Consider the following 19345-nt stretch of genomic DNA (forward strand, 5'->3'; position numbering starts at 1 on the left):
CTGGGGGTCACCCACGGACCGATACAGGATGTCAGGGGTTCCCGGCAGGATCGTCGCATGACAGACGCCTACCTGCTCGTCCCCACAGCGCCTCCTCTCGTCGACTATTTGCGTCTGCGCCGCGCCGCCGGGCTGTCGGTCAGGTCGCCCGAGCAGGCGGGGCCCGCACTCGAGAACAGCTGGGCGTTCTGCCACGTGGTGTCGACCTCCGGCGAGGTCGCGGCCATGGGCAGGATCATCGGCGACGGCGGCTGGTACTTCCACGTCGCCGACATGGCGACGCTGCCCGATCATCAGAGGCGCGGTCTCGGCCGACGCGTGCTGGAGTGGCTGCTGGCGCAGGTCGACGAGCGGGCGCCGGCGGGGGCGCTGGTCAACCTCATTGCCGACCCGCCCGGGCAGCCACTGTACGAGAAGCTCGGCTTCCGCTGGGTGGGGCCGGACGCGGTGGGCATGACACTGAACCGACCGTGACGACGGCGAGATCACCGGGCTCGTCGTATACTCCATTTCGGCGACACGACCAGTCGCGGGTGGGCGGGATCAGATGAGCGAATCGACAAAGCCGGGGGTGGCTCGAGGCATCGTGGCGCCGTGGGTGTTCTGGCCGGCGGCGGTGATCGTTGTCGCGTTCGTCGTGCTGGCGCTCGTGGCTCCGTCTGCGACTGAGCACGCGTTCGCCGCCCTGCAGAGCGGCATCGTGCGCGACTTCAGCTGGTATTACGTGCTCGTCGCCGCCGCGTTCGTCGGCTTCGCGATCTTCATCGGGTTCAGTGGGTTCGGCGACATCGTGCTGGGCAAGGACGCCGACAAGCCGGAGTTCTCGACCGTCTCGTGGTTCGCCCTGCTGTTCGCCGCCGGGATGGGCATCGGCCTCGTCTTCTACGGCGTCTCCGAGCCGCTCAGCCACTTCGCCTCGCCGCGCCCCGGGGTGACCGGCGGCCCCGCCGTGCTGGCGCAGCAGGCGCTGACGCAGACCTTCCTGCACTGGGGGCTGCACGCGTGGGGCATCTACGTGGTCGTCGGCCTCGCCCTCGCCTACGCCATCCACCGCCGCGGCCGCCCCGTCTCGATCCGGTGGGCGTTGGAGCCGCTGCTCGGCCGGCGCGTGCGCGGGGGCTGGGGCAACCTCATCGACGTGATCGCGCTGGTCGGAACCCTCTTCGGGGTCGCGACCTCGCTGGGCCTCGGCGTCCTGCAGATCAGCTCGGGTCTTGACGCGATCGGGCTGCTGCAGAGCTCGCGCCTCGTCGAAATCGTGCTGATCGTGATCGTGACCGGCATCGCGATCGTGTCGCTCGTGACCGGGGTCGGCAAGGGGATGAAGATCCTGTCGAACTTCAACCTCCTGCTCGCCGCCCTTCTGCTTCTGTTCGTCCTGTGCGTGGGGCCGACCCAGTTCTTGCTGCGGGAGTTCGTGCAGACGATCGGCGACTACCTTCAGAACTTCGTCGGGCTCTCGCTCAACGTCAGCGCGTTCAGCGGCACGGCCGGTGAGAAGTGGCAGGGCGCCTGGACGACGTTCTACTGGGGCTGGTGGATGTCGTGGGCGCCGTTCGTCGGCATCTTCATCGCGCGCATCTCGAAGGGGCGCACGGTGCGGCAGTTCGTCTTCGGCGTGATGCTCGTGCCGACGCTCCTGACCTTCCTGTGGTTCGCCGTGCTCGGCGGCGCGGCCCTCTACGAGCAGCTCTATCGGGGTGGCACCCTCGTCGGCCCGGGCGGCCACGTCGACGTCGAGGGCGCGCTCTTCCAGCTGCTCGGCTCTCTGCCCGCGGGAACGGTGCTCATCGCCGGGGCGATCCTGCTGATCGCGGTGTTCTTCGTGACCTCGGCCGACTCGGGTGCGCTGGTGATGGCGATGATCGCCACCGGCGGGCAGCTCGAGCCGCGCAAGCTGATCCGGATCTTCTTCGCCGTGATCACCGCCCTGGTCGCGATCGCACTGCTGCTGTCGGGCGGCCTCACCGCGCTCAAGACCGCCGCGATCACGACGGCTCTGCCGTTCAGTGTGGTGATCATCCTGATGTGCTGGTCGACGGTCATCGCGTTGACCCGCGAGAAACGGGCGTACCGCGCGGCCGAGCGCGCCGTGTTGCTCGACGAGCTCGCGGCGCACTACGAGGCCGAGGTCGAGGTGCCGGCTGCGCGCGACCCGCGCACCGGGCCGATCGCGCAGCTGCGACGGCGGGCGCGGCGCGGCGGTGGGAGCGTGCGCTAGCTGCTCAGCCGGGCGCGGCGCTGCCGGGGTGGGGCGGCGCGGGGCTGCTGCGGGAACTGCGGTGGCGGGGCCAGCTGTTCACTGGGGCGCCGTGGGATCGCCTCGTTCGCGAGGATGTTCTCAGCGCTGGGTGCGGGCGGGTCGCGGGGCAGGGAGGACTGGCGGCCGGCGTCGCGCCGCCGGGAGGAAGTGGCGGTCGCGGCAGGCTGCGGCTCGGGAGGATGTGATGCCAGGGAGGATGTCTTGCGCTCCGGGGAGGGAAAGCCTGCTACTGGGCTTGTCCCGGAGGGAAAACGGTCTCTCCTCGCGCCCCAGGGAGGATCGCCCCTCGGGAATTCCTCCTGGAATACAGCTCTCTCCCCAGGCATCGGGCGACCGCAGCCCCCGGGGAGGGCAAAGCTCTGGTCAGCCACGCCGCGGGAGGAACCGCCAAGCCGCACGCCCGCGCCGCGAGGCGCCTTACGCGACGACGGCGAGGGCGAACGGCAGCACGGCGGCAGCACCGGCACGGCGGAGTTCGCGCGCGGCGACGGTCATCGACCAGCGGCTGTCGACAAAGTCGTCGACGAGCAGAACGGGTCCCTGGTGCGCAGCGAGTACCGCCGCGAGCTCGGGCCCCACGGTCAGGGCCCCGTGCAGCTCGGCCAGCCGATAGACGCTGTTGCCCGAGCGCTCGACGGGGCCGCCGCCCGGCCCGGAGAGCGAGCCCAGCACCGGCAGCCGCCCCACGTCGCTCAGCGCGGCGGCCAACGAACCGACGAGGGCGGGGTGCGAGCGCGACGGCATGGCGACGATCGCCGTCGGGCGCGCCGCCCACGGCCAGTCGGCGAGCACCCGCACGCATCCGTCGAGCAGCGCCTTCGTCAGCGGGGCGTCGGGGGTGCCTGCGGCGAAGACGGAGCGCAGGATGCCGCCCCACCCGAGGTCGGTCAGCCTCGCGAGGGCGCGCCCTGGCTCTGCACGCTCGTCCGGGCTGATCTTGCCTTTGAGGTTGACTCCCACCCGATCGGCGCCGGTGGGCCACTGCGCCCGAGGCTCGATCTCGACGCCGACGCGGTCGAGCGCGGCCGCCGACGACTCGGTGGCCGAAGAGGGCACGGAGGTGGGGAACCACACGCCGGCGCAGACGTCACAGCGCCCGCAGGGCTCGGCGGAGGGGTCGTCGAGGTCGTTCTGCAGCAGCTGCATCCGACAGGTGGTGGCCTGCTCGTAGCGGATCATCGACTGCTGCTCGTGTTGGCGGGCGGCCGCGATGCGGTCATAGCGTTCGCCGTCGTATGTCCACGGGAGGCCGGTCGTCACCCACCCGCCCTGCACGCGTTGGACGGCGCCGTCGACGTCGAGCACCTTCAGCATGAGCTCGAGCGGGGAGCGTTTCACGTCGACGCGGGCCTCGAGGGCGGGCGTCGACAGCGGCGTGGTCGAGAGCTCGGCGAGAACTGCGGAAGCTCGCGACTGGGACGGCATCGAGGCGGTGGCGAAGTACTGCCAGATGTCGGCGTCTTCGGTGCCGGGCAAGAGCAGCACGTCGGCGTTGTCGGTGGCGCGCCCGGCGCGACCGATCTGCTGGTAGTAGGCCACCGGCGACGAGGGGGCGCCGAGGTGCACGACGAAGCCGAGGTCGGGTTTGTCGAAGCCCATGCCTAGAGCACTCGTCGCGACGAGGGCCTTGAGGTCGTTCGTCTTGAGGCGCTGCTCGAGGCGCTCGCGCTCGTCGGGGTCGGTGCGGCCCGAGTAAGACTGCACGTCGAAGCCGGCGTCGCGCAAGAGACGCGCGGTGTCGTCGGCGGCCGAGATCGTGAGCGTGTAGATGATGCCCGAGCCGGGCAGCTCGGCCAGATGCGCGACGAGCCAGGCGAGCCGGTCGCGGCTCGACGGCAGCTGGAGGACACCGAGACGCAGCGACGCGCGGGCCAGCGAGCCGCGGATCGTGAGCACGTCGGTGCCGGAGGCGAGCTGCTCTTCGACATCGCGCACGACGCGGGCGTTGGCGGTCGCCGTCGTCGCCAGCACGGGCACGCCCGGAGGGAGTGTGCGGATCAGCTCGGCGAGGCGGCGATAGTCGGGGCGGAAGTCGTGGCCCCAGTCGGAGATGCAGTGCGCCTCGTCAACCACGAGGAGGCCGAGCCGGTCGAGCAGCAGTGGCAGCTGCTCATCGCGGAAGCGCGGGTTGTTGAGGCGCTCGGGGCTGACGAGCAGCACGTCGATCTCGTCGCGGGCGAGGGCCTCCCGCACGTCGCCCCACTCGTGGGCGTTGGCCGAGTTGACCGCGACGGCGCGGACCCCGGCTCGGGCGGCGGCCGCGACCTGGTCGCGCATGAGGGCGAGCAGCGGGGAGACGAGCAACGTGGGGCCGGAGCCGCGGCGGCGCAGCAGAAGGGTCGCGATGAAGTAGACGGCGGACTTTCCCCAGCCCGTGCGCTGCACGACCAGCGCGCGGCGGTCATCGCTGACGAGGGCTCGGATGGCCTCGAGCTGGCCGTCGTGAAACACGGCGTCAGGGCGGCCGGTGAGCGCGCGCAGCAGCTCGGTCGCCTCGAGGTCGAGGTCGAGGTCGAGGGCAGGAGGGGCGGCGTCGCCGTGAGCGAGGGAGGCGGGGGTGTCTGACATCCCCGCAATGATCGCAGGAGCCGCCGACCTTCCGGCCGTCCGACCCCCGATCTGTGGATAACTCGGGCCCCTCCACAGGCGGCGTGTTTGACGCCGCCCGGCCCCGAGGGCTAGACAGGATTCGCAGACCCGGACCCCGTCGGCGGAGGCCTGGACGACGCTCGACACCGCGATCGCCGCCACGCCCCCCCACCGTCAGGGGCCCCGTGTTCGATGTCGTCTCGCCAATCGTCCGGCCCGTCATGCGCGCCATGTTCCGCCACAGCGCGCGGGCCTCGTCGAACGTGCCCGTCCCGACCGACGCGCCGACGTGTCACGCTCCGGGCGCCGACACCGATCGCATCCTGGTTTTCGGCACCTCGGCGACGATCGCCGCAGGGGTGTTGAGCTTCGATCTCGGTCTGCCCGGGCAACTCGCCCGTGAGCTGTCGCGGCACACCGGCCGCGGGGTCGACGTCGACGTTCATGCCACCTCGGCGCTCACCGTCGAGACCGCCGTCCCGGCGGCGGTCGGGCTCTCGCTGTGGCGCTATGACGCGATCGTCGTCGTGCTCGGCGGCGCCGACGCGCTGCTGTACACGGCCGTCGCGGTCTGGCGACGCGAACTCGCCATGCTGCTCGAGGTGCTGCGGCTCGAGAGCTCGTCGGCCACCTCGCTCGTCGTCGCGGGCATCCCCCGCTGGCCGGCGTCGCGGGGTTCGGCCGAGTGGTCGGCCGCCTGGGCGACCGGCAGGCGATGCGCCTCGACGCCTCGAGCGAGGAGGCCTGCGCGAGGGGTGAGGCGACGTTCGTGGCGCTGCCCGCCCAGCGTCCCGGTTCTCACCGCTACCGGACGGCCGACGACTACCTCGCGTGGGCCGGCCTCCTCGCTGCACCGCTGGCGCGCGACATGGCCCGCGCCGACCCGCTCCTCGACAAGACGGTGGGTGCGGACGGCCCGCGCGGCACCGCCCCCGTCGACCGGGCGGACGACCTCGTCGACATGACCGTGATGTCGCGCCTGGCCCCCGAGACCGCCCGCGTGCGCCGCGAAGGGCCGCAGCAGGAGGACGAGAGGCAGGCCGCGCTCGACGCCCTCCGCCTCCTCGACACGACCCCTGAGACAAGCCTCGACGACATCGTGGGCGCCGCGCGCGCGGCTTTCGGCACGCGATTCGCGGCCTTCACCCTGATCGACCACGACCGGCAGTGGATCAAGAGCCGCGTCGGCTTCGACGGCACCGAGGGCCATCGGGTCGACGACCTGTGCGTGCTGACCGTGCAGCAGGGCAGCGTGCTCGTCATCGCCGACGTCGCGAGCGACGCGCGCTTTGGCGCTCAGCCGGGAGACGGTCAGGATCCCGGGGTCGGATTCTTCGCGGGCCAGGCGGTGGAGAGCCCGTCGGGGCACCGCATCGGGGTGCTGTGCGTGTTCGATCCGTCGGCGCGGGACGTCGGGTCGCTCGAACCGACTCAGCTGGCAGGGTTCGCGCACGCGATCGCGGGGGAAGTCTGGCGTCGTGGGACGGGGGCCGAGACCGCGGGGCCGGGTGACGAGGGTGTCGCCGGAGCAGAGCGCTCGATGCGGCAGACCTGCGTGGCAACGACTATGGCGCGAGCAGACCCCTGATGTCGTCGGCGGTGAGTGCCGCACCGAACGCCGCGTCGTTGTCGTGCATGACGGCGTCGAACAGCTTGGCCTTCTGTTCTTTGAGCGCCATCACCTTCTCTTCGATGGTGCCGTTGGCGATGAGCCGGTAGACCATGACGTTGTTGGTCTGGCCGATGCGGTGGGTGCGGTCGACGGCCTGCGCCTCGGAGGCGGGATTCCACCACGGGTCGAGGAGGAAGACGTAGTCGGCCTCGGTGAGGTTGAGCCCGAACCCACCCGCTTTGAGGCTGATGAGGAAGACGGGGGCGGTGCCCTCGCGGAAGCGCGCCACCACATCGGAGCGCTTGGTCGTCGCCCCGTCGAGGTATTCGAAGTCGATCTGCTCTTTGCCGAGCCGGCGCGCGACGACCGACAGGTACGAGGTGAACTGGCTGAACACCAGCGCTCGGTGGCCGCCCGCGATGACGTCGCGCAGCTCGTCGAGCAGCACGTCGAGCTTCGACGACGGCATGTCTGCGTAGGCGTCAGGATCGACGAGGCTGGCATCGAGCGCGAGCATCCGCAGCAGCGTGAGCGACCGGAAGACGATGAAGCGGTTCTTGTCGAGGTCGTCGACGAGCCCGAGCAGCTTCTGGCGCTCGCGCTGGAGGAACAGCTCGTAGAGCTTGCGGTGGGCGGGGGCGAGGTCGACTCGCAGCAGCTGCTCTTGCTTTTCGGGCAGGTCGGGGGCGACGAGCTCTTTGGTGCGCCTGAGCATCAGGGGCTTGATGCGCCGCCGCAGCCTCGCAAGCAGGTCGGGGCCGTCGCCGAGGGAGACGGGCTTGAGGTACTCCTCGGTGAAGCGAAGCCCCGTCATCAGCAAGCCCGGGGCGGTGACGTGGAAGAGCGACCAGATGTCCATCAGGTCGTTCTCCATCGGAGTGCCCGTGATCGCCAGCTTGAACGGGGCGTTCAGCTCGACCGCGGCCCGGTGGCCCTTCGAGGTGCGGTTCTTGATCATCTGCGCTTCGTCGAGGATGAGCCCTGCCCACTGCACCTTCTGATAGTGAGCGAAGTCGAGGCGGAAGAGGGCATACGAGGTGACGACGATGTCGACGCCGTCTCTTTCGCCGACGAGAGCGGCGAGGTCGAGGCGGCTCTTCTGGGCGGTCGCCGTGATCTCTTTCACGCGCAGGGACGGCGTGAACTTCGCGGCTTCGGCGACCCAGTTGCCCACGACCGAGGTCGGGGCGACGACGAGGAAGGGCCGTGGCGAGGTCGAACTGGACCGCGTGTGCGCGACGAGGGCCAACGTCTGCAGCGTCTTGCCGAGCCCCATGTCGTCGGCGAGCACCCCGCCGAGCTCGTGCTCGTAGAGGAAGGCCAGCCACGAGAACCCCTCGGCCTGGTAGGGCCGCAGCGTCGCCTCGACCGCGGCGGGCACGGGGGTCGATGGCACCCCGTCGAGCGCCATGAGGCCGCCCACGGTCTCCTTCCAGCGGGCGTCCTGCTCGGTGTGGTCGGCGAGCTCTTCGAGCTCGGCCCAGAGCGACATCTGCAGCCGGTTGATGTGCAGCTCGCCGGGGCCGGTCGTGTCCCACTCGTCGAGCTCTTCGGCCTCCGAGATCAGCCGCCGCAGCTCGTCGAACACCGGCTGCTTGAGTGAGAGGTAGGTCTTGTCGAGCAGCAGCATCTTGTCTTGCCGCTTGCTCAGGGCTGTGAACAGCGGCGCGAACGGGATTGCGCGCCCCTCGACGGTGACCATCACGCCGAGGTCGAACCAGTCGCGCTTCTCGGTCTCGACCGTGGTGACGGTCAGCTGCGGCGCCTCTTTCAGCTCGCGGTAGTCGGGCCGGGCGCCGACGATCACCACGCGCAGGTCGTCGCGTTCTTCGAGCAGTGGCAGCACCTCGGCCGCGAACTGCGCAGCCCCCAGGCCCTTCAGCGTTGCGTTGACCACCTGGACGTCGTCGGGGGCGGGGTAGGCGTCGAGCGGCAGCCAGTGCCCGTTGTCGTCCCACGACCAGACCAGCTTCAGCTCGTCGCCGTTCTCTTCGTCGAACGTCGCGGTCAGGCGCAGCACGGGCGGCAGGATCGCGGGCAGCACGAGCTTCTCATCACGGCTCACCACCTCGACGGCGCCGGCCAGTCGCGGGTAGAAGTCGCTCAAGAACTCGTCGGCCTCGTCGCCCGGCACCTCGATGACAGGCGTCTCGGTGAGGAGGCGCCGCTCGTCGTCGCTCAGGCGCGCCGGCCCCAGGGTGACCTGCAGCGCGGGCGCGAACTCCCACGCGTACAGCCCGTGGTCGGCGATCACTCCGGTGTGGAACGCAGGATGCGAGGTCTCGCCGACAACGCCGGTCACGTCGAGTCGCAGCCCCGCGTCGTCGCGGGTGGCGCCCACCTCGAGCCGAGCGGTCGCCTCGACCTGGATGCCGTGCTCGACCTTGCCGGTGACGAACGCGATGCCGAGCCGTCGCCCCTCGTCGAGCAGAGGCCAGAGCAGAGGGCTCGCGAAGTCGTCGAGGAAGAGCCAGTCGGCTTCGCCCGGCACGTAGACATCACGAGCGGAGCGGTGGAGGGCCGCGAACTGGCCGAACCAGCGGTGCTGCTCGGGGCTGACCGCGAGGCGGTTCAGCGAGTAGGGGAGCGACGTCCAGGTCAGGCTGCCGCGCACCCAGTTGCCCGTGGAGCTCTGCGTGACGGGGCGGACGGCGAGGCGGAACGGGGGAGTCGTCGAGCCGGTGCCTGTGCCAGTGCCGGAGCTGGCGCCGACGTTGCCGCCGCCGTTGTTGCTGCCGCCGACGTTGCTGCCGCCAGCGTTGCTGCCGCCGGCGTTGCTGCCGCTGCGCTGGGCGGCGGCCTCAGCGCGGGCGGCCGTGCTCGCGGTGGCCGTGCGGCTCTTCGGGGCGCCCCAGCGGCCGCTCTGCGCGCGGGTGCGCTCACGCAGCTCGAAGTGCAGCCCCATCGGGGTGAGCTGCGGCGGCGCTGCGACCGGCGGTGCTGCAAAGCCGGAGAGCGCGGCCTTCCACGCCGGGAGGGCCGCGGCGGCGCTCGCCGACGGCCCTGCCGTGCTCCGGCCGCGGCTCGCAGCGCCGCGGCCCGCAGCGCCGCGGCCCGCAGCGCCGCGGCTCGCAGCGCCGCGGCCCGTCGGGGCAGCCGCGCTTTCGTCGTCTCCCGGCTCGGAACCATCGGCCCATCCGTCGTCGTCGCTGCCGAAAGCCATCGTGCCGCCGGCATCGTCCGACCCGCCCGAGCCGGCCTGGCCTGCCGCACCGAGCGGCCCGGCGAGGCCCGCCTGCACGAGCTGCTCGCGGGCGCTCGCAGCATTGGCCGCGAGCAGCATCGCGGCCACGTGCTTGCAGTCGGTCGCGACCGGGCAGGTGCACGTCGAGAGCCCCGGGCGGGAGTACTGCCCGTGCGACTGCGTCAGACGAGCCGTCGACTCGTAGGGCACCGTGTCGCTGCCGAGCACGTGGCCCAGCATCATGTGCCGGTCGGCGTCCCACTCCGTGTCGACGACGCGGAGGCGCCGCACGTATTCTTTGGCGCGCTCGAACGCCGCCGGGCCGACGAGCCGCAGGATGTCGGTGGCGTCGACCAGGGGAACCGCCTCAGGCATGCGTCCAGCCTCTCACGCGCCTCCGACACTCGTTGCCCGGGGCCCGTCGGCTTTGTGTGGCCTGCCGCGTGCCCGGCAGCTCACGGGAGGGCCGCGCGATCACGCGGGCATCGTGCGAGCTCCCGGTCGGCGGCGGGGCAGGGGCGGCGCGTGCCCGGCAGCTCGCGGGAGGGCCGCGCGATCACGCGGGCATCGTGCGAGCTCCCGGTCGGCGGCGGGGCAGGGGCGGCGCGTGCCCGGCAGCTCGCGGGAGGGCCGCGCGATCACGCGGCCATCGTGCGAACTCGCGGTCAGGGGCGGCGGCGGGCGCGGAGCACCGCGTCGCGGCCCTCGCGCGCAGGGTGCGGGCGGAACTCTCGGACGAGGATTTCCCACTCCGCAGGCGCCAACAGCCCCGCGAGCTCGTCCGGCGTGTAGAAGAACTCCGGGCCGAAGGGCTCGGCCTTCGGCTGAGCGGCCTCAGCGCCCTCGGTGTGAGCATGCTCGGCGTGCGAGGAGTCGTCGGCGTGCCGGTGGCCGTGGTCCTCGTGCCCGACCACGAGCAGCGTGCCACCGGGCGCGACCGCCGCGGCCAGCCGCCCCACGAGCTCGTGCATCACGGCGGTGGGGAAGTGCGAGTACTGCGACGACACCAGGTCGAAGGCACCGGCCAGCGGCGACCACTGAAGGATGTCGCGGTGCTGCCACGAGACCCGGCTCGGTGTCTCGGATCCTGTGCCCGTGGCATCCTGCGCCGTGAGCCCCTGCTGCCAGTGAGCATCGGCCCGCGCGAGAGCGACCTCCGAGAGGTCGACCGCGGTCACCTGCCACCCGTGCGACGCGAGCCAGACTGCGTCGCCGCCCTCGCCGCTGCCGATGTCGAGGGCGGTGCCCGGCGTCAGCGCCGACGCCTCCGTGACCAGGTGCGGGTTGGGGCGCCCCGACCAGATGCGGTCGGAGGCGGAATAGAGGTCGTCCCAGAAGGGCTGGTCGAACGTGGGGGTCATGCGACCATCGTGCCCTGCCTGCCGACGCGCAGCGCTCTCCAGCAGATCCGAGGCCTGAAGGCATAGCGTTCGCACCATGGCCGTCCGCGAAGCTCCGCCCCGCGGCGACGACACGCGCACTCGCCCGGCCGGCACGACCCCGGGCCGTCGCAGCCTCGGCTGGTCGGCGCTGTCGGGCGTCATCGCGCTCGCCGCCTTCCTCGCCAGCGCGGAGGCCGTGGCCGTCGTGATCGGCGCTCAGTCGAGCCCGCTCGTCGGAGTGGGTTCTGCGGTCATCGATCTCGCCCCGCCGGGGGCGAAGCAGATCATGGTCGGGTTGTTCGGCACCGGAGACAAAGCCGCGTTGCTCGCCCTGATGGCGATCCTGCTCGTGATCATCACCGCTCTCGCCGGCATCGCCGAACGGGCCGGCATGGCACGGCGCCCCAGGATCCCATGGGGCCGAGTGATCTTCGCCGTCGGCGGCATCCTCGCCGTCATCGCCGTTCGGACGAGAGCCGATGCCAGCGACTTCGACGTCGTCCCGGCCGCGGTCGGCACGATTGTCGCTCTCCTCGTGCTGGCACGGCTGTCGACCGGGCGGTTCCGCTGGGAGGCGGCCTCGGCCTACGACTCCGGCGCCCTGGAGTCGAAGCCGCAGCTCTCACCCGGACTTCGCACGGCACCCATCGAGCGCCGCGCATTCCTGCGGTTCGCTGCCGTCACGGCTGCCGCGAGCATCGTGGTCGGCGCGGGCGCCCGGGTGATCAACGCCGGGGCCGTGAATGCCGCGGCCCTCCGCGCCAAGGTGCATCTGCCGCGCGCTGCCGTGAAGGCCCCGCCGATCCCGGCCGGCTCCGACCTGAAGGTCACCGGCCTCACCCCGTACGTCACGTCGAACGCCGACTTCTACCGCATCGACACGGCTTTGAGCGTGCCGCAGGTCGATCCGACCACCTGGAAGCTGGAGATCACCGGTCTCGTCGACCACCCCGTCACGCTGTCGTGGCAGCAGCTGCTCGACAAGCCCCTCGTCGAACACCTCGCCACCCTCAGCTGCGTCTCGAACGACGTCGGCGGCAACCTCATCGGCACGGCCCTCTGGCTCGGCTACCCGCTGCGCGACCTCCTCGCGCAGGCCGCCCCGCACGCCGACGCCGACATGGTTCTCTCGCGCAGCATCGACGGCTTCACGGCCGGCACACCGCTGTCGGTGCTGCAGGATCCCGGCACCCAGGCGCTTCTCGCCATCGGCATGAACGGTCAGCCCCTGCCACTCGAGCACGGCTTCCCGGTCAGGATGGTGGTGCCCGGCCTCTACGGGTACGTCTCGGCCACGAAGTGGGTCACGTCGCTGCACGTGACGCGCTTCGCCGACGAGAAGGCCTACTGGACCACCCGCGGCTACTCCGCCCGCGGCCCCGTCAAAGTGGAGTCGCGGATCGACGCTCCCTCGAACTCGTCGTCGGTCTCCGTCGGCACCGTGCCTGTCGCCGGAGTGGCGTGGGAGCCGCACACCGGCATCTCCGCGGTGCACGTCCGCATCGACGGCGGGCCCTGGCTCGAGGCGACACTGGCCGACTCCGTCTCGGACGACACCTGGCGCCAATGGGTCTACCGCTGGGACGCCCCCGCCGGCACCCACAAGATCGAGGTGCGGGCCACCGACAAGAAGGGCAAGACGCAGCCCTCCACCTACGTCGCACCCGCCCCGAACGGCGCCGAGGGCTGGGACTCGGTCAGCGTCACCGTGCGCTGACCTGCGCCTTCTCTCCGCGCTTTCCCAGGGCCTCGCCCCGCCGCCCTGCCGCCCCGCCATGCCGCCGCCCTGCCCCGCCCCGCCACGCCACGCCGGCGTCGGGGCAGAATGTCGCACCGCCACTACTCCCGCCCAGCACTCCCGGGCTACCGTGGCACGCATGACCCGCGCCGAGCTCCCCGTCCGCCATGCCGACGTGCGTGGGGCCACCCTCGCCTGGACGGAGGAGGGCCCGACCGGCCCGGCCGCGGCCGCCGCCGGGCAGCCGCCGACCGCCATCTGGGCGCACGGCCTCAGCAGCACCCGCGACGCCCAGGAGGAGAGCGGCATGTTCGACTGGGCTCCGATCGCCGAGAGGCACCGCCTCATCCGCTACGACGCTCGCGGCCACGGCGACTCGAACGCCACTCCCGAGCCTGGCGACTACGCGTGGGCGAACCTGGGGCAGGATCTGCTCGCGCTGCTCGACCAGGTGGCGCCCGGTGAGCCCGTGGTCGGAATCGGCTCGTCGATGGGGACGGCCACGCTGTTATATGCCGCCGCGCTGGATCCTGCGCGCTTCTCGAAGCTCGTGCTGACCAGCCCGCCCACCGCCTGGCAGACCAGGGCCGCCCAGTCGGCGATGTACGAGCAGATCGCCGGGCTCGTCGAACAACAGGGCGTGGTGGCGTTCCAGGCGATGATGGTCGATGCGCCCGCGCAGCCTCCCGTGTTCGCCGAGTTGAGCGACGAGATGACGATCGGGCTGACCGACGAGTCGATGCCCATCGTCTTCCGCGGGGCAGCGAAGTCCGATCTGCCGTCGCCGGACGCCCTGCGCTCGATCGAGGTGCCGACGCTGATCCTCGCCTGGGCCGGCGACCCCGGGCACCCCGTCAGCACGGCGGCGCTTCTGGCCGAATATCTGCAGGACGCCGAGATGCGCGTCGCCGAGACACCGGCTCAGCTGCGGGAGTGGGGCGCGCTGGCGTCGGAGTTCATCGCGCGCTGACGCCTCAGTGCAACGTCACCATCAGTGCAACGTCACCATCAGCGCGGCGAAGGCCAGCATGCCAGCGCCGCCGACGCCGACGAGCGTCGTCGACACAGCGGTGGTGAGTCGCTGACGACGGCGCTCGGTGGCGATCGCGAGACGACGGCTGCGCTGCAGGCCGGCCTCGAACGACTCGGGCAGGTCGATGGGCGCCGCGACGGTGGTGAAGCCGGGTGTGGCTGCGGTTGCGGTGCTCATGGGGTGCCTCGGTCTCTCGGTCCTGAACCTGGTGTCGCCGTAGTTTCACAGGTGATTCGGAGCTTCTGTCCGATCGGATTGCCCGGCGCGCCATCTTTCTTGACGGACCGCAGGATGCCACGGCGACTTAGAGTGGATCATGGCCGCATCGAACGCAACCATCGTCGCTGTCGTGGGTTATGGCGCAACCGAAGTCATCGAGGGCTTGTCGCTCCTCCGAGGTGTCGACGCCCTGCAGATCGGCGAGCCCGATGCCGACAGCACCCGCCGCATCAGCGCGTCGCAGGCTCCCTACGTGGTGCACGACGCCGACCCGCTCGGCCACGTGGCGCACGCCTGGGTGGAGTTCTTCGACGATCGCTCGACCGGCGGCACCCTCGACCTCGAGGTGTCGACCGCGCTCGCGGCCTTCGCTGCCGGCGAGCGTGTAATGCCCGACTACTACGTCGTGCTCGAGCCGGAGTCGCTCGACCCGACTTGGCGGCACTGGTGGTTCGGGGCCGTCGCGTCACGCGCCCCGCGTCGCGTGCTGCCTCAGCCCGCCGCCGCCGGCTCGGTGCGCAAGCTCCTACGCCAGCTGCCGACCGGCCCCGGCTGGGCTGCCCCCGCCGAGTGGCTGCCCGGCCTCGCTTTCACCGTGCCCGATGGGCGGGGTCTGCTCGGGGCGTAGCTCGCCCCGCCCCGCCCGCCCCGCCTGCCCTGCCCTGCCCCGCCCGCCTGCCCCGCCCCGCCCCGCCTGCCCTGCCCCGCCCCGCCCCGCCCTGCCCCGCCCCGGTCGCTGAGTGGCAACTTCGTGCGGAAAAACAGCCCTTTTTCCGCAGAAAGTTGCCACTCAGTCGTGTGACGGGAGGGAAAATGAGCGTGTGGAGTCTGTCAGCGAACTGCGGGCGCAGGTATTGCCGCTGTTCCGCACCCGGCGCGAACTGTTGGACTGGCGGACAGTGACTCAGTTCAGTCGCGACGCCGCGCACGGCGTCGATCTGCTGCGGGCAGCTTCCTCTCGTCTCGGGGCGGCGCCCGTGGTCCCGGTCGTGCAGCGTGCGTCCGACACGCTCTTTCGCACGTTGATGAAGGCCGACGACTCCAATGGCGAGATCCAGGGTGTCGTCGATGAGCTGCTCGACCTGCACCCAGAACTCTGCGCGGCTGATCCGCCGCCGGCGAAGTCTCTCGTCGACTGGCTGCTCGCCTGGCAGTTCGGCGAGAGCGGCGGCTATTTCGCGCTCGACATCGTCCAGTATGCGACGGCGCTCGGTGGCGCCGGGCTGCGCCGGTATCGCGAGCAACTCGCGGAGAGTGCGGAGACGGAGCCCCTCGACTTCCTCGGCGAACGTCCGATTCTCGTGCGCAACCAGCAGCGCCTGGCGGTGATCGATCGCGACGCTCAGGCTGTCATTCGCACGCACGTGGGTTCGAGCGAGCGGTCGTACCGCTTCGAGATGGCAGCGAAGGCGCTGGCGGAGATCGACGAACTCGGCCTCGCGATCGAGTACGCGCATCGTGGTGCCCTGGTCGAAAAGGGTCACCAAGCGGAGTCGTCGGGCCGTCTCTGGCGTGACCTCATTGCACGATTCCGGCCCTCCGAAGCCACAGCGGTTGCTCGCGAGGTGTTCGAGGCCTGGCCGACGGCGAAAAACGCGACAGTGCTCCACGGTGTGGCCGGTGACGGCTGGAGCCAACTGGAGAGGGAAGTGCTCGGCCGTCTGCGGGAGTCTCCCCGTGAAATCCTTCCGTTCGTTCTCGACACCCTCGGAGACTCGACCCGAGCGTGGTCCGAGGCACAGGATCTCGAGGCCCGCGGCGTCCAAGTCTCCGAGCGTCTCTGGGCGCGGCTGGTGCGTGCGCATCGAACGGCGCGGCCTATGGACGTGCTGCCCGTGGTTCGGCGGCTCATCGAGTCGGAGCTTCGGGTCGCCGACAGCGCGCGCTATCGCGGGGCAGTCGCCATGCTCACTGACTACTGCACGCTTTGCGCCTCAATCGGTGTCAGCGAGGTTGGCCTTGCTTTCGTGGCCGAGCTCTGTGAGCGGTACGCCCGGCGACCGCGGCTGCTCGAAGAGGTCCGGCGCGCGCGACTCGGCTAGGCCGAGGGGCTACATCGGCTCCGCCTGACGACTTCACATCTCTCGACCGGTATCGCTTCGCACGTAGCTGCTCGTCGGTGTCACATAACAAACGATGCCGCCGTCAGCAGCCCGGCGACGAGCCCGAATATGCGCCCGTAAAAGCCTCGCAAAGACGCGATAACAGCTCCGGCAAGGGTGACCGGCACCAGAAAGGGATAGGCGAAGAGAGTGACGATGTGCCCCCCAGTGGCCACGGGCGTGGGCTCGGAGTCAGTCAGGCTCAGCGCAGGCAGGTCGACGAGCACCCCGACCAGGACCGTCGCGATGCCGAGCCCGACGGCCACAGCACCCGATCCGGCTCCCGAGCCGAGGAGCGAATCGAGCTGGCGGACGGGCCTGTTCTGGCGTGGGCTAGGAATCAGGTTCGTCAGTCGGCGGGTATTGCGTGACCGAAGTCGAACTCGACCGCACGCGATGGTGAGGAGCGACACGGCTGCGGCTCCGAGTGCTGCGGGAACAAAGAGAATGACAGTGGCCATCAGGGTCATGTCGCGGGCAGCTCGCTCTCGATCAAGTGGTCGGAAGGGGATCAGAAGGCCAGTGAGAAGCGGCTCGCACCGACCCCGCTCAGCGTGAGTATCAGAGGCAACAGCAGGAGGAGCCCGCCGAAGGCGCCGAACAGCCATCCACCTGGCCCGCGTGTGCCCGCGAGGATGTTGAGGGCGATGGCCGGAGGCACCCATGCGACGGTCATGGCGAGCATGACGAGCAACCAGGAGTCGGCGTCAGCCGCCGGGCCGGGGCGCGGCGTCTCGACGACGGACAAGAGCCACACGAAGAAGTAGGCAGCGCTCACCGTCATGGCTACGACCCCGAGGGTCGTGCCCGGGCCGTAGCGCAGGTCGAGGGGCAATCGGTTAGGGGGGCGCAGCGCCCTCTTTCGCAGCACGAGGCCCACTACTGTGCGCCTCGGTTGCGGAGAGGTCAGATGCTGAGCCACCCACAGCACGATGACGATGCTCAGCACCGGGGCTACGAGGGCTTGAAGCAAGGTCACGGTCGTCTGATTCCTCTCGTTCGCTGTCGACTTGGCAACACACGAAAACGTCTGTACCTTACTTGACATGTCACGTTCGAGTCGAATCGATCATGCCCAAGTACGCCGTTGACCCCGAAGGCGTCGAACACGTCGCGAAGAACCTTCGCCTGAGTTCCGACTACGCGCCCGACGGCCACCTCGCATCCGCGCACGCCTGCGGCAGCCTCGACGTCGAGACCGCTGTCGACGCAGCCAACGCTGAATTCGAACGCAATTGGAGCTCAGCTTTCGAAGGCCTCGACAGCCGAGTCGCGGGCGCCGTCGAGGCCGCTATGGGTTACCAGGAGAGCGAGAACCGCGTCTACCAGGGCGCGATGCGACAGAGGCGGTGAGGGCGTGCAGTGGACAGGCGATGATCCCGGGCTCGGCGAAGTCGACGGCCTCGAGCACCTCGGGCGACAAATGCGCGAGCGAGAGGAGCACGCGGCCGAGATGGTCGCGATGCTCAGTCGCTCCGGCATGGGGATGGCCGAGTACTGGTCCGGTGACGCGGCCGATGAGTGGGCCGACCGCATCCGCGACGACCTCCGCGCCTACTCTCAGCTCAACGAGGTCGCCGAATCCACGTGCTCAGCGGTGCTCGTCTACGTCGACACGCTCCAGGGCATCAAACGCCGGGTCGCTTCGGCGCGCAGCCGTCTCGTCGAGGCGCAGGATGCCACGGCCAAGCTGACGAGACAGCAAGACGAGCCATCGCCCCAACTGCAGCCCCAACTCGACGCCGCCGCCGACGATGCCAGCGCGGCCCAGCGCGCTCTCGCCTGCCTCGCCGACGAGCGGCGCGACGCCGATCACGTTCTCTGCAGTCGTCTCCGCTCGGCTTCAGACGCCGTTCGGCGATCTGCACCGGTCTCAGCGTTCAATGGCTCCGCACTGAAGTCGCTGGCGCCCGAAGCCTTGCTGAAACAGTTCTCTCGTCTGAACGAGGCGCAGCTCGAGGCTGTCCTGAACGAGCATCCCGACCTCGTGACTCGTCTGGAGGGGGCGCAACCCGCAGCAGTCGCATCCTGGTGGGAAAGCCTGTCGCCCACCAAGCAGGAAGACCTGATCGAGGCGGCACCGGCGTTGATCGGCAACATCGACGGCGTCGCCTTCGCCGCTCGCGACCAGGCCAATCGCTTGTCGCTGGCTTCCGAGCTGGTGCGAACCAAGGCGGATCTGACGGCGGCGGAGGAGCACAACGAGCACGTGGCCCCGACCTACCGGTGGGATACCGACGTGCTGCGTGAGCAGGTGCGGGCGCTCCAGGCCGTCGGCAGGGCGGCGCGGCCCGGCCCCGACAACCAGAATCGCTTCGTCGTCACGCTCGATCTGACCGGTCGGCCGAAGGCTGCGGTCGCCGTCGGGAATCCGGACACGGCCTCGCAAGTCACGGTCACCGTGCCGGGAATGGGGACGACGGTGGGCGGCTCGATGGAGTCGTGGACGACCGCGGCGGCCAACCTGCAGCGGTCGCAGAAGAAGGCAAATCTTCTCTTCAATGGCGGAAGAGAATCTGGCCTTGCTGCAGTCGCCTGGATAGGTTACGACGCTCCCAACATGCCGCCGAGCGCACAAGTCTTGGGCAACCAGAAGGCCCGTGAGGGTGGCATGCGGCTGTCGCGATTTCTCGACGGCGTCTCGGCCGCGCGAGGCTGGAAGGACGGCGAGAACCTCTCGGTGGTGGCGCATTCCTACGGAACCACGACGGCAGCTTCGGCTCTCGAGAGCACAAGAGTCGAGAGCTTCACGATGCTGGCGTCAGCCGGGCTCGAGGCGACCTCGGTGAAAGATCTCAAAGTCGATTCCGCGAACGTCTGGGCGACTCAAGCGTGGGGTGATCAAGTCGCCAACGTCGGTCGGGGGCAGCCCACCTGGGGGCATGTTCCATTCTTCCGGTTGCCTTCAATGCACAAGATAGATCCTGAGACCCTGGCTTCGGCGCAAACACCTTTAGCTCTGAAGAAGCCACGATCGCAGGGCAGACCCTCTTTCGGTCCGACGGCCACTCAGCGACGCCTCAGGTCGATGCAGCACTGAGCGGCAAGACAACATCCGAACACGGCTACCTCGATGCAGGCACGACGCCCCTTTTCAATACGAGCCTGACCAGTCTTGGGCTCGGCCACAGCGGTCATGTGGTCAGGCAATGACAGCCGTTGTTGCCCGTGGCCGCCGTCGGGCGTTCGTCCTCATGGCGAGCTTGCTGCTGTGCCTATCCGC

General features: G+C 70.2%; 15 protein-coding genes. 9 read left to right on the forward strand and 6 right to left on the reverse strand.

Going from position 1 to position 19345, the window contains the following annotated elements; translation table 11 throughout:
* Positions 1 to 57 precede the first annotated feature (57 nt).
* Together AX769_RS11215 and AX769_RS11220 are read left to right on the forward strand one after the other, a co-directional pair.
* Positions 58 to 474: a GNAT family N-acetyltransferase gene (locus tag AX769_RS11215; RefSeq protein WP_066279250.1), complete on the forward strand. Its 417-nt coding sequence runs from the start codon at positions 58 to 60 to the stop codon at positions 472 to 474.
* Positions 475 to 547: 73 nt separating this feature from the next.
* The gene (locus AX769_RS11220; RefSeq protein ID WP_082763750.1) at positions 548 to 2221 is read left to right on the forward strand and encodes a BCCT family transporter; all 1674 of its coding nucleotides are present in this window, start codon (positions 548 to 550) and stop codon (positions 2219 to 2221) included.
* Between the two features lie 459 nt (positions 2222 to 2680).
* On the opposite strand, the gene AX769_RS11225 is transcribed toward AX769_RS11220, so the two are convergent.
* A complete protein-coding gene (locus tag AX769_RS11225) occupies positions 2681 to 4831 on the reverse strand; it encodes an ATP-dependent DNA helicase RecQ (protein ID WP_082763752.1) in 2151 nt (716 codons plus the stop codon).
* 790 nt (positions 4832 to 5621) lie between these two features.
* Between AX769_RS11225 and AX769_RS11235 the strand changes: the two genes are divergently transcribed.
* Positions 5622 to 6440, forward strand: coding sequence for a GAF domain-containing protein (locus AX769_RS11235; RefSeq protein WP_157887584.1), 819 nt, complete (start codon positions 5622 to 5624; stop codon positions 6438 to 6440).
* Here the strand turns inward: AX769_RS11235 and AX769_RS11240 are convergent.
* Together AX769_RS11240 and AX769_RS11245 are read right to left on the reverse strand one after the other, a co-directional pair.
* The gene (locus AX769_RS11240) at positions 6418 to 10023 is read right to left on the reverse strand and encodes a DEAD/DEAH box helicase (protein ID WP_066279254.1); all 3606 of its coding nucleotides are present in this window, start codon (positions 10021 to 10023) and stop codon (positions 6418 to 6420) included. The two genes, AX769_RS11235 and AX769_RS11240, sit on opposite strands and share 23 nt — an antisense overlap.
* A 290-nt stretch (positions 10024 to 10313) precedes the next feature.
* The gene (locus AX769_RS11245) at positions 10314 to 11009 is read right to left on the reverse strand and encodes a bifunctional 2-polyprenyl-6-hydroxyphenol methylase/3-demethylubiquinol 3-O-methyltransferase UbiG (RefSeq protein ID WP_066279257.1); all 696 of its coding nucleotides are present in this window, start codon (positions 11007 to 11009) and stop codon (positions 10314 to 10316) included.
* A gap of 76 nt (positions 11010 to 11085) precedes the next feature.
* Between AX769_RS11245 and AX769_RS11250 the strand changes: the two genes are divergently transcribed.
* Together AX769_RS11250 and AX769_RS11255 are read left to right on the forward strand one after the other, a co-directional pair.
* On the forward strand, positions 11086 to 12747 hold the full coding sequence (locus AX769_RS11250; RefSeq protein WP_082763753.1) for a molybdopterin-dependent oxidoreductase: 1662 nt from the start codon (positions 11086 to 11088) through the stop codon (positions 12745 to 12747).
* Between the two features lie 160 nt (positions 12748 to 12907).
* Positions 12908 to 13738 (forward strand): alpha/beta fold hydrolase, encoded by an 831-nt coding sequence (locus AX769_RS11255; protein WP_066279261.1) that lies wholly within the window; start codon positions 12908 to 12910, stop codon positions 13736 to 13738.
* A gap of 21 nt (positions 13739 to 13759) precedes the next feature.
* Here AX769_RS11255 and AX769_RS11260 read toward each other — a convergent pair whose 3' ends face one another.
* Positions 13760 to 13978 (reverse strand): hypothetical protein, encoded by a 219-nt coding sequence (locus AX769_RS11260; RefSeq protein WP_066279263.1) that lies wholly within the window; start codon positions 13976 to 13978, stop codon positions 13760 to 13762.
* Between the two features lie 139 nt (positions 13979 to 14117).
* Between AX769_RS11260 and AX769_RS11265 the strand changes: the two genes are divergently transcribed.
* Positions 14118 to 14648, forward strand: a complete 531-nt coding sequence (locus AX769_RS11265) for a hypothetical protein (protein ID WP_066279264.1) — start codon at positions 14118 to 14120, stop codon at positions 14646 to 14648.
* Between the two features lie 193 nt (positions 14649 to 14841).
* A complete protein-coding gene (locus tag AX769_RS11270; RefSeq protein WP_157887585.1) occupies positions 14842 to 16062 on the forward strand; it encodes a hypothetical protein in 1221 nt (406 codons plus the stop codon).
* 80 nt (positions 16063 to 16142) lie between these two features.
* On the opposite strand, the gene AX769_RS23960 is transcribed toward AX769_RS11270, so the two are convergent.
* Both AX769_RS23960 and AX769_RS11280 read right to left on the reverse strand, forming a co-directional pair.
* Positions 16143 to 16592 (reverse strand): hypothetical protein, encoded by a 450-nt coding sequence (locus AX769_RS23960; protein WP_157887586.1) that lies wholly within the window; start codon positions 16590 to 16592, stop codon positions 16143 to 16145.
* A gap of 41 nt (positions 16593 to 16633) precedes the next feature.
* Positions 16634 to 17101: a hypothetical protein gene (locus tag AX769_RS11280; RefSeq protein WP_066279269.1), complete on the reverse strand. Its 468-nt coding sequence runs from the start codon at positions 17099 to 17101 to the stop codon at positions 16634 to 16636.
* Between the two features lie 92 nt (positions 17102 to 17193).
* Between AX769_RS11280 and AX769_RS11285 the strand changes: the two genes are divergently transcribed.
* Complete coding sequence (locus AX769_RS11285; protein ID WP_066279271.1) at positions 17194 to 17475, forward strand: hypothetical protein; 282 nt, start codon at positions 17194 to 17196, stop codon at positions 17473 to 17475.
* 4 nt (positions 17476 to 17479) lie between these two features.
* Positions 17480 to 19162: an alpha/beta hydrolase gene (locus AX769_RS11290; RefSeq protein ID WP_157887587.1), complete on the forward strand. Its 1683-nt coding sequence runs from the start codon at positions 17480 to 17482 to the stop codon at positions 19160 to 19162.
* Positions 19163 to 19345: the final 183 nt, after the last annotated feature.

It is taken from the genome of Frondihabitans sp. PAMC 28766 (assembly GCF_001577365.1).
Taxonomy (GTDB): Bacteria; Actinomycetota; Actinomycetes; order Actinomycetales; family Microbacteriaceae; genus Frondihabitans.

Coding starts and splice junctions, on each gene's coding strand:
- AX769_RS11215 (WP_066279250.1), top strand. CDS start 58: ATGACAGACGCCTACCTGCTCGTCCCCACAGCGCCTCCTCTCGTCGAC.
- AX769_RS11220 (WP_082763750.1), top strand. CDS start 548: ATGAGCGAATCGACAAAGCCGGGGGTGGCTCGAGGCATCGTGGCGCCG.
- AX769_RS11225 (WP_082763752.1), bottom strand. CDS start 4,831: ATGTCAGACACCCCCGCCTCCCTCGCTCACGGCGACGCCGCCCCTCCT.
- AX769_RS11240 (WP_066279254.1), bottom strand. CDS start 10,023: ATGCCTGAGGCGGTTCCCCTGGTCGACGCCACCGACATCCTGCGGCTC.
- AX769_RS11245 (WP_066279257.1), bottom strand. CDS start 11,009: ATGACCCCCACGTTCGACCAGCCCTTCTGGGACGACCTCTATTCCGCC.
- AX769_RS11250 (WP_082763753.1), top strand. CDS start 11,086: ATGGCCGTCCGCGAAGCTCCGCCCCGCGGCGACGACACGCGCACTCGC.
- AX769_RS11255 (WP_066279261.1), top strand. CDS start 12,908: ATGACCCGCGCCGAGCTCCCCGTCCGCCATGCCGACGTGCGTGGGGCC.
- AX769_RS11260 (WP_066279263.1), bottom strand. CDS start 13,978: ATGAGCACCGCAACCGCAGCCACACCCGGCTTCACCACCGTCGCGGCG.
- AX769_RS11265 (WP_066279264.1), top strand. CDS start 14,118: ATGGCCGCATCGAACGCAACCATCGTCGCTGTCGTGGGTTATGGCGCA.
- AX769_RS23960 (WP_157887586.1), bottom strand. CDS start 16,592: ATGACCCTGATGGCCACTGTCATTCTCTTTGTTCCCGCAGCACTCGGA.
- AX769_RS11285 (WP_066279271.1), top strand. CDS start 17,194: ATGCCCAAGTACGCCGTTGACCCCGAAGGCGTCGAACACGTCGCGAAG.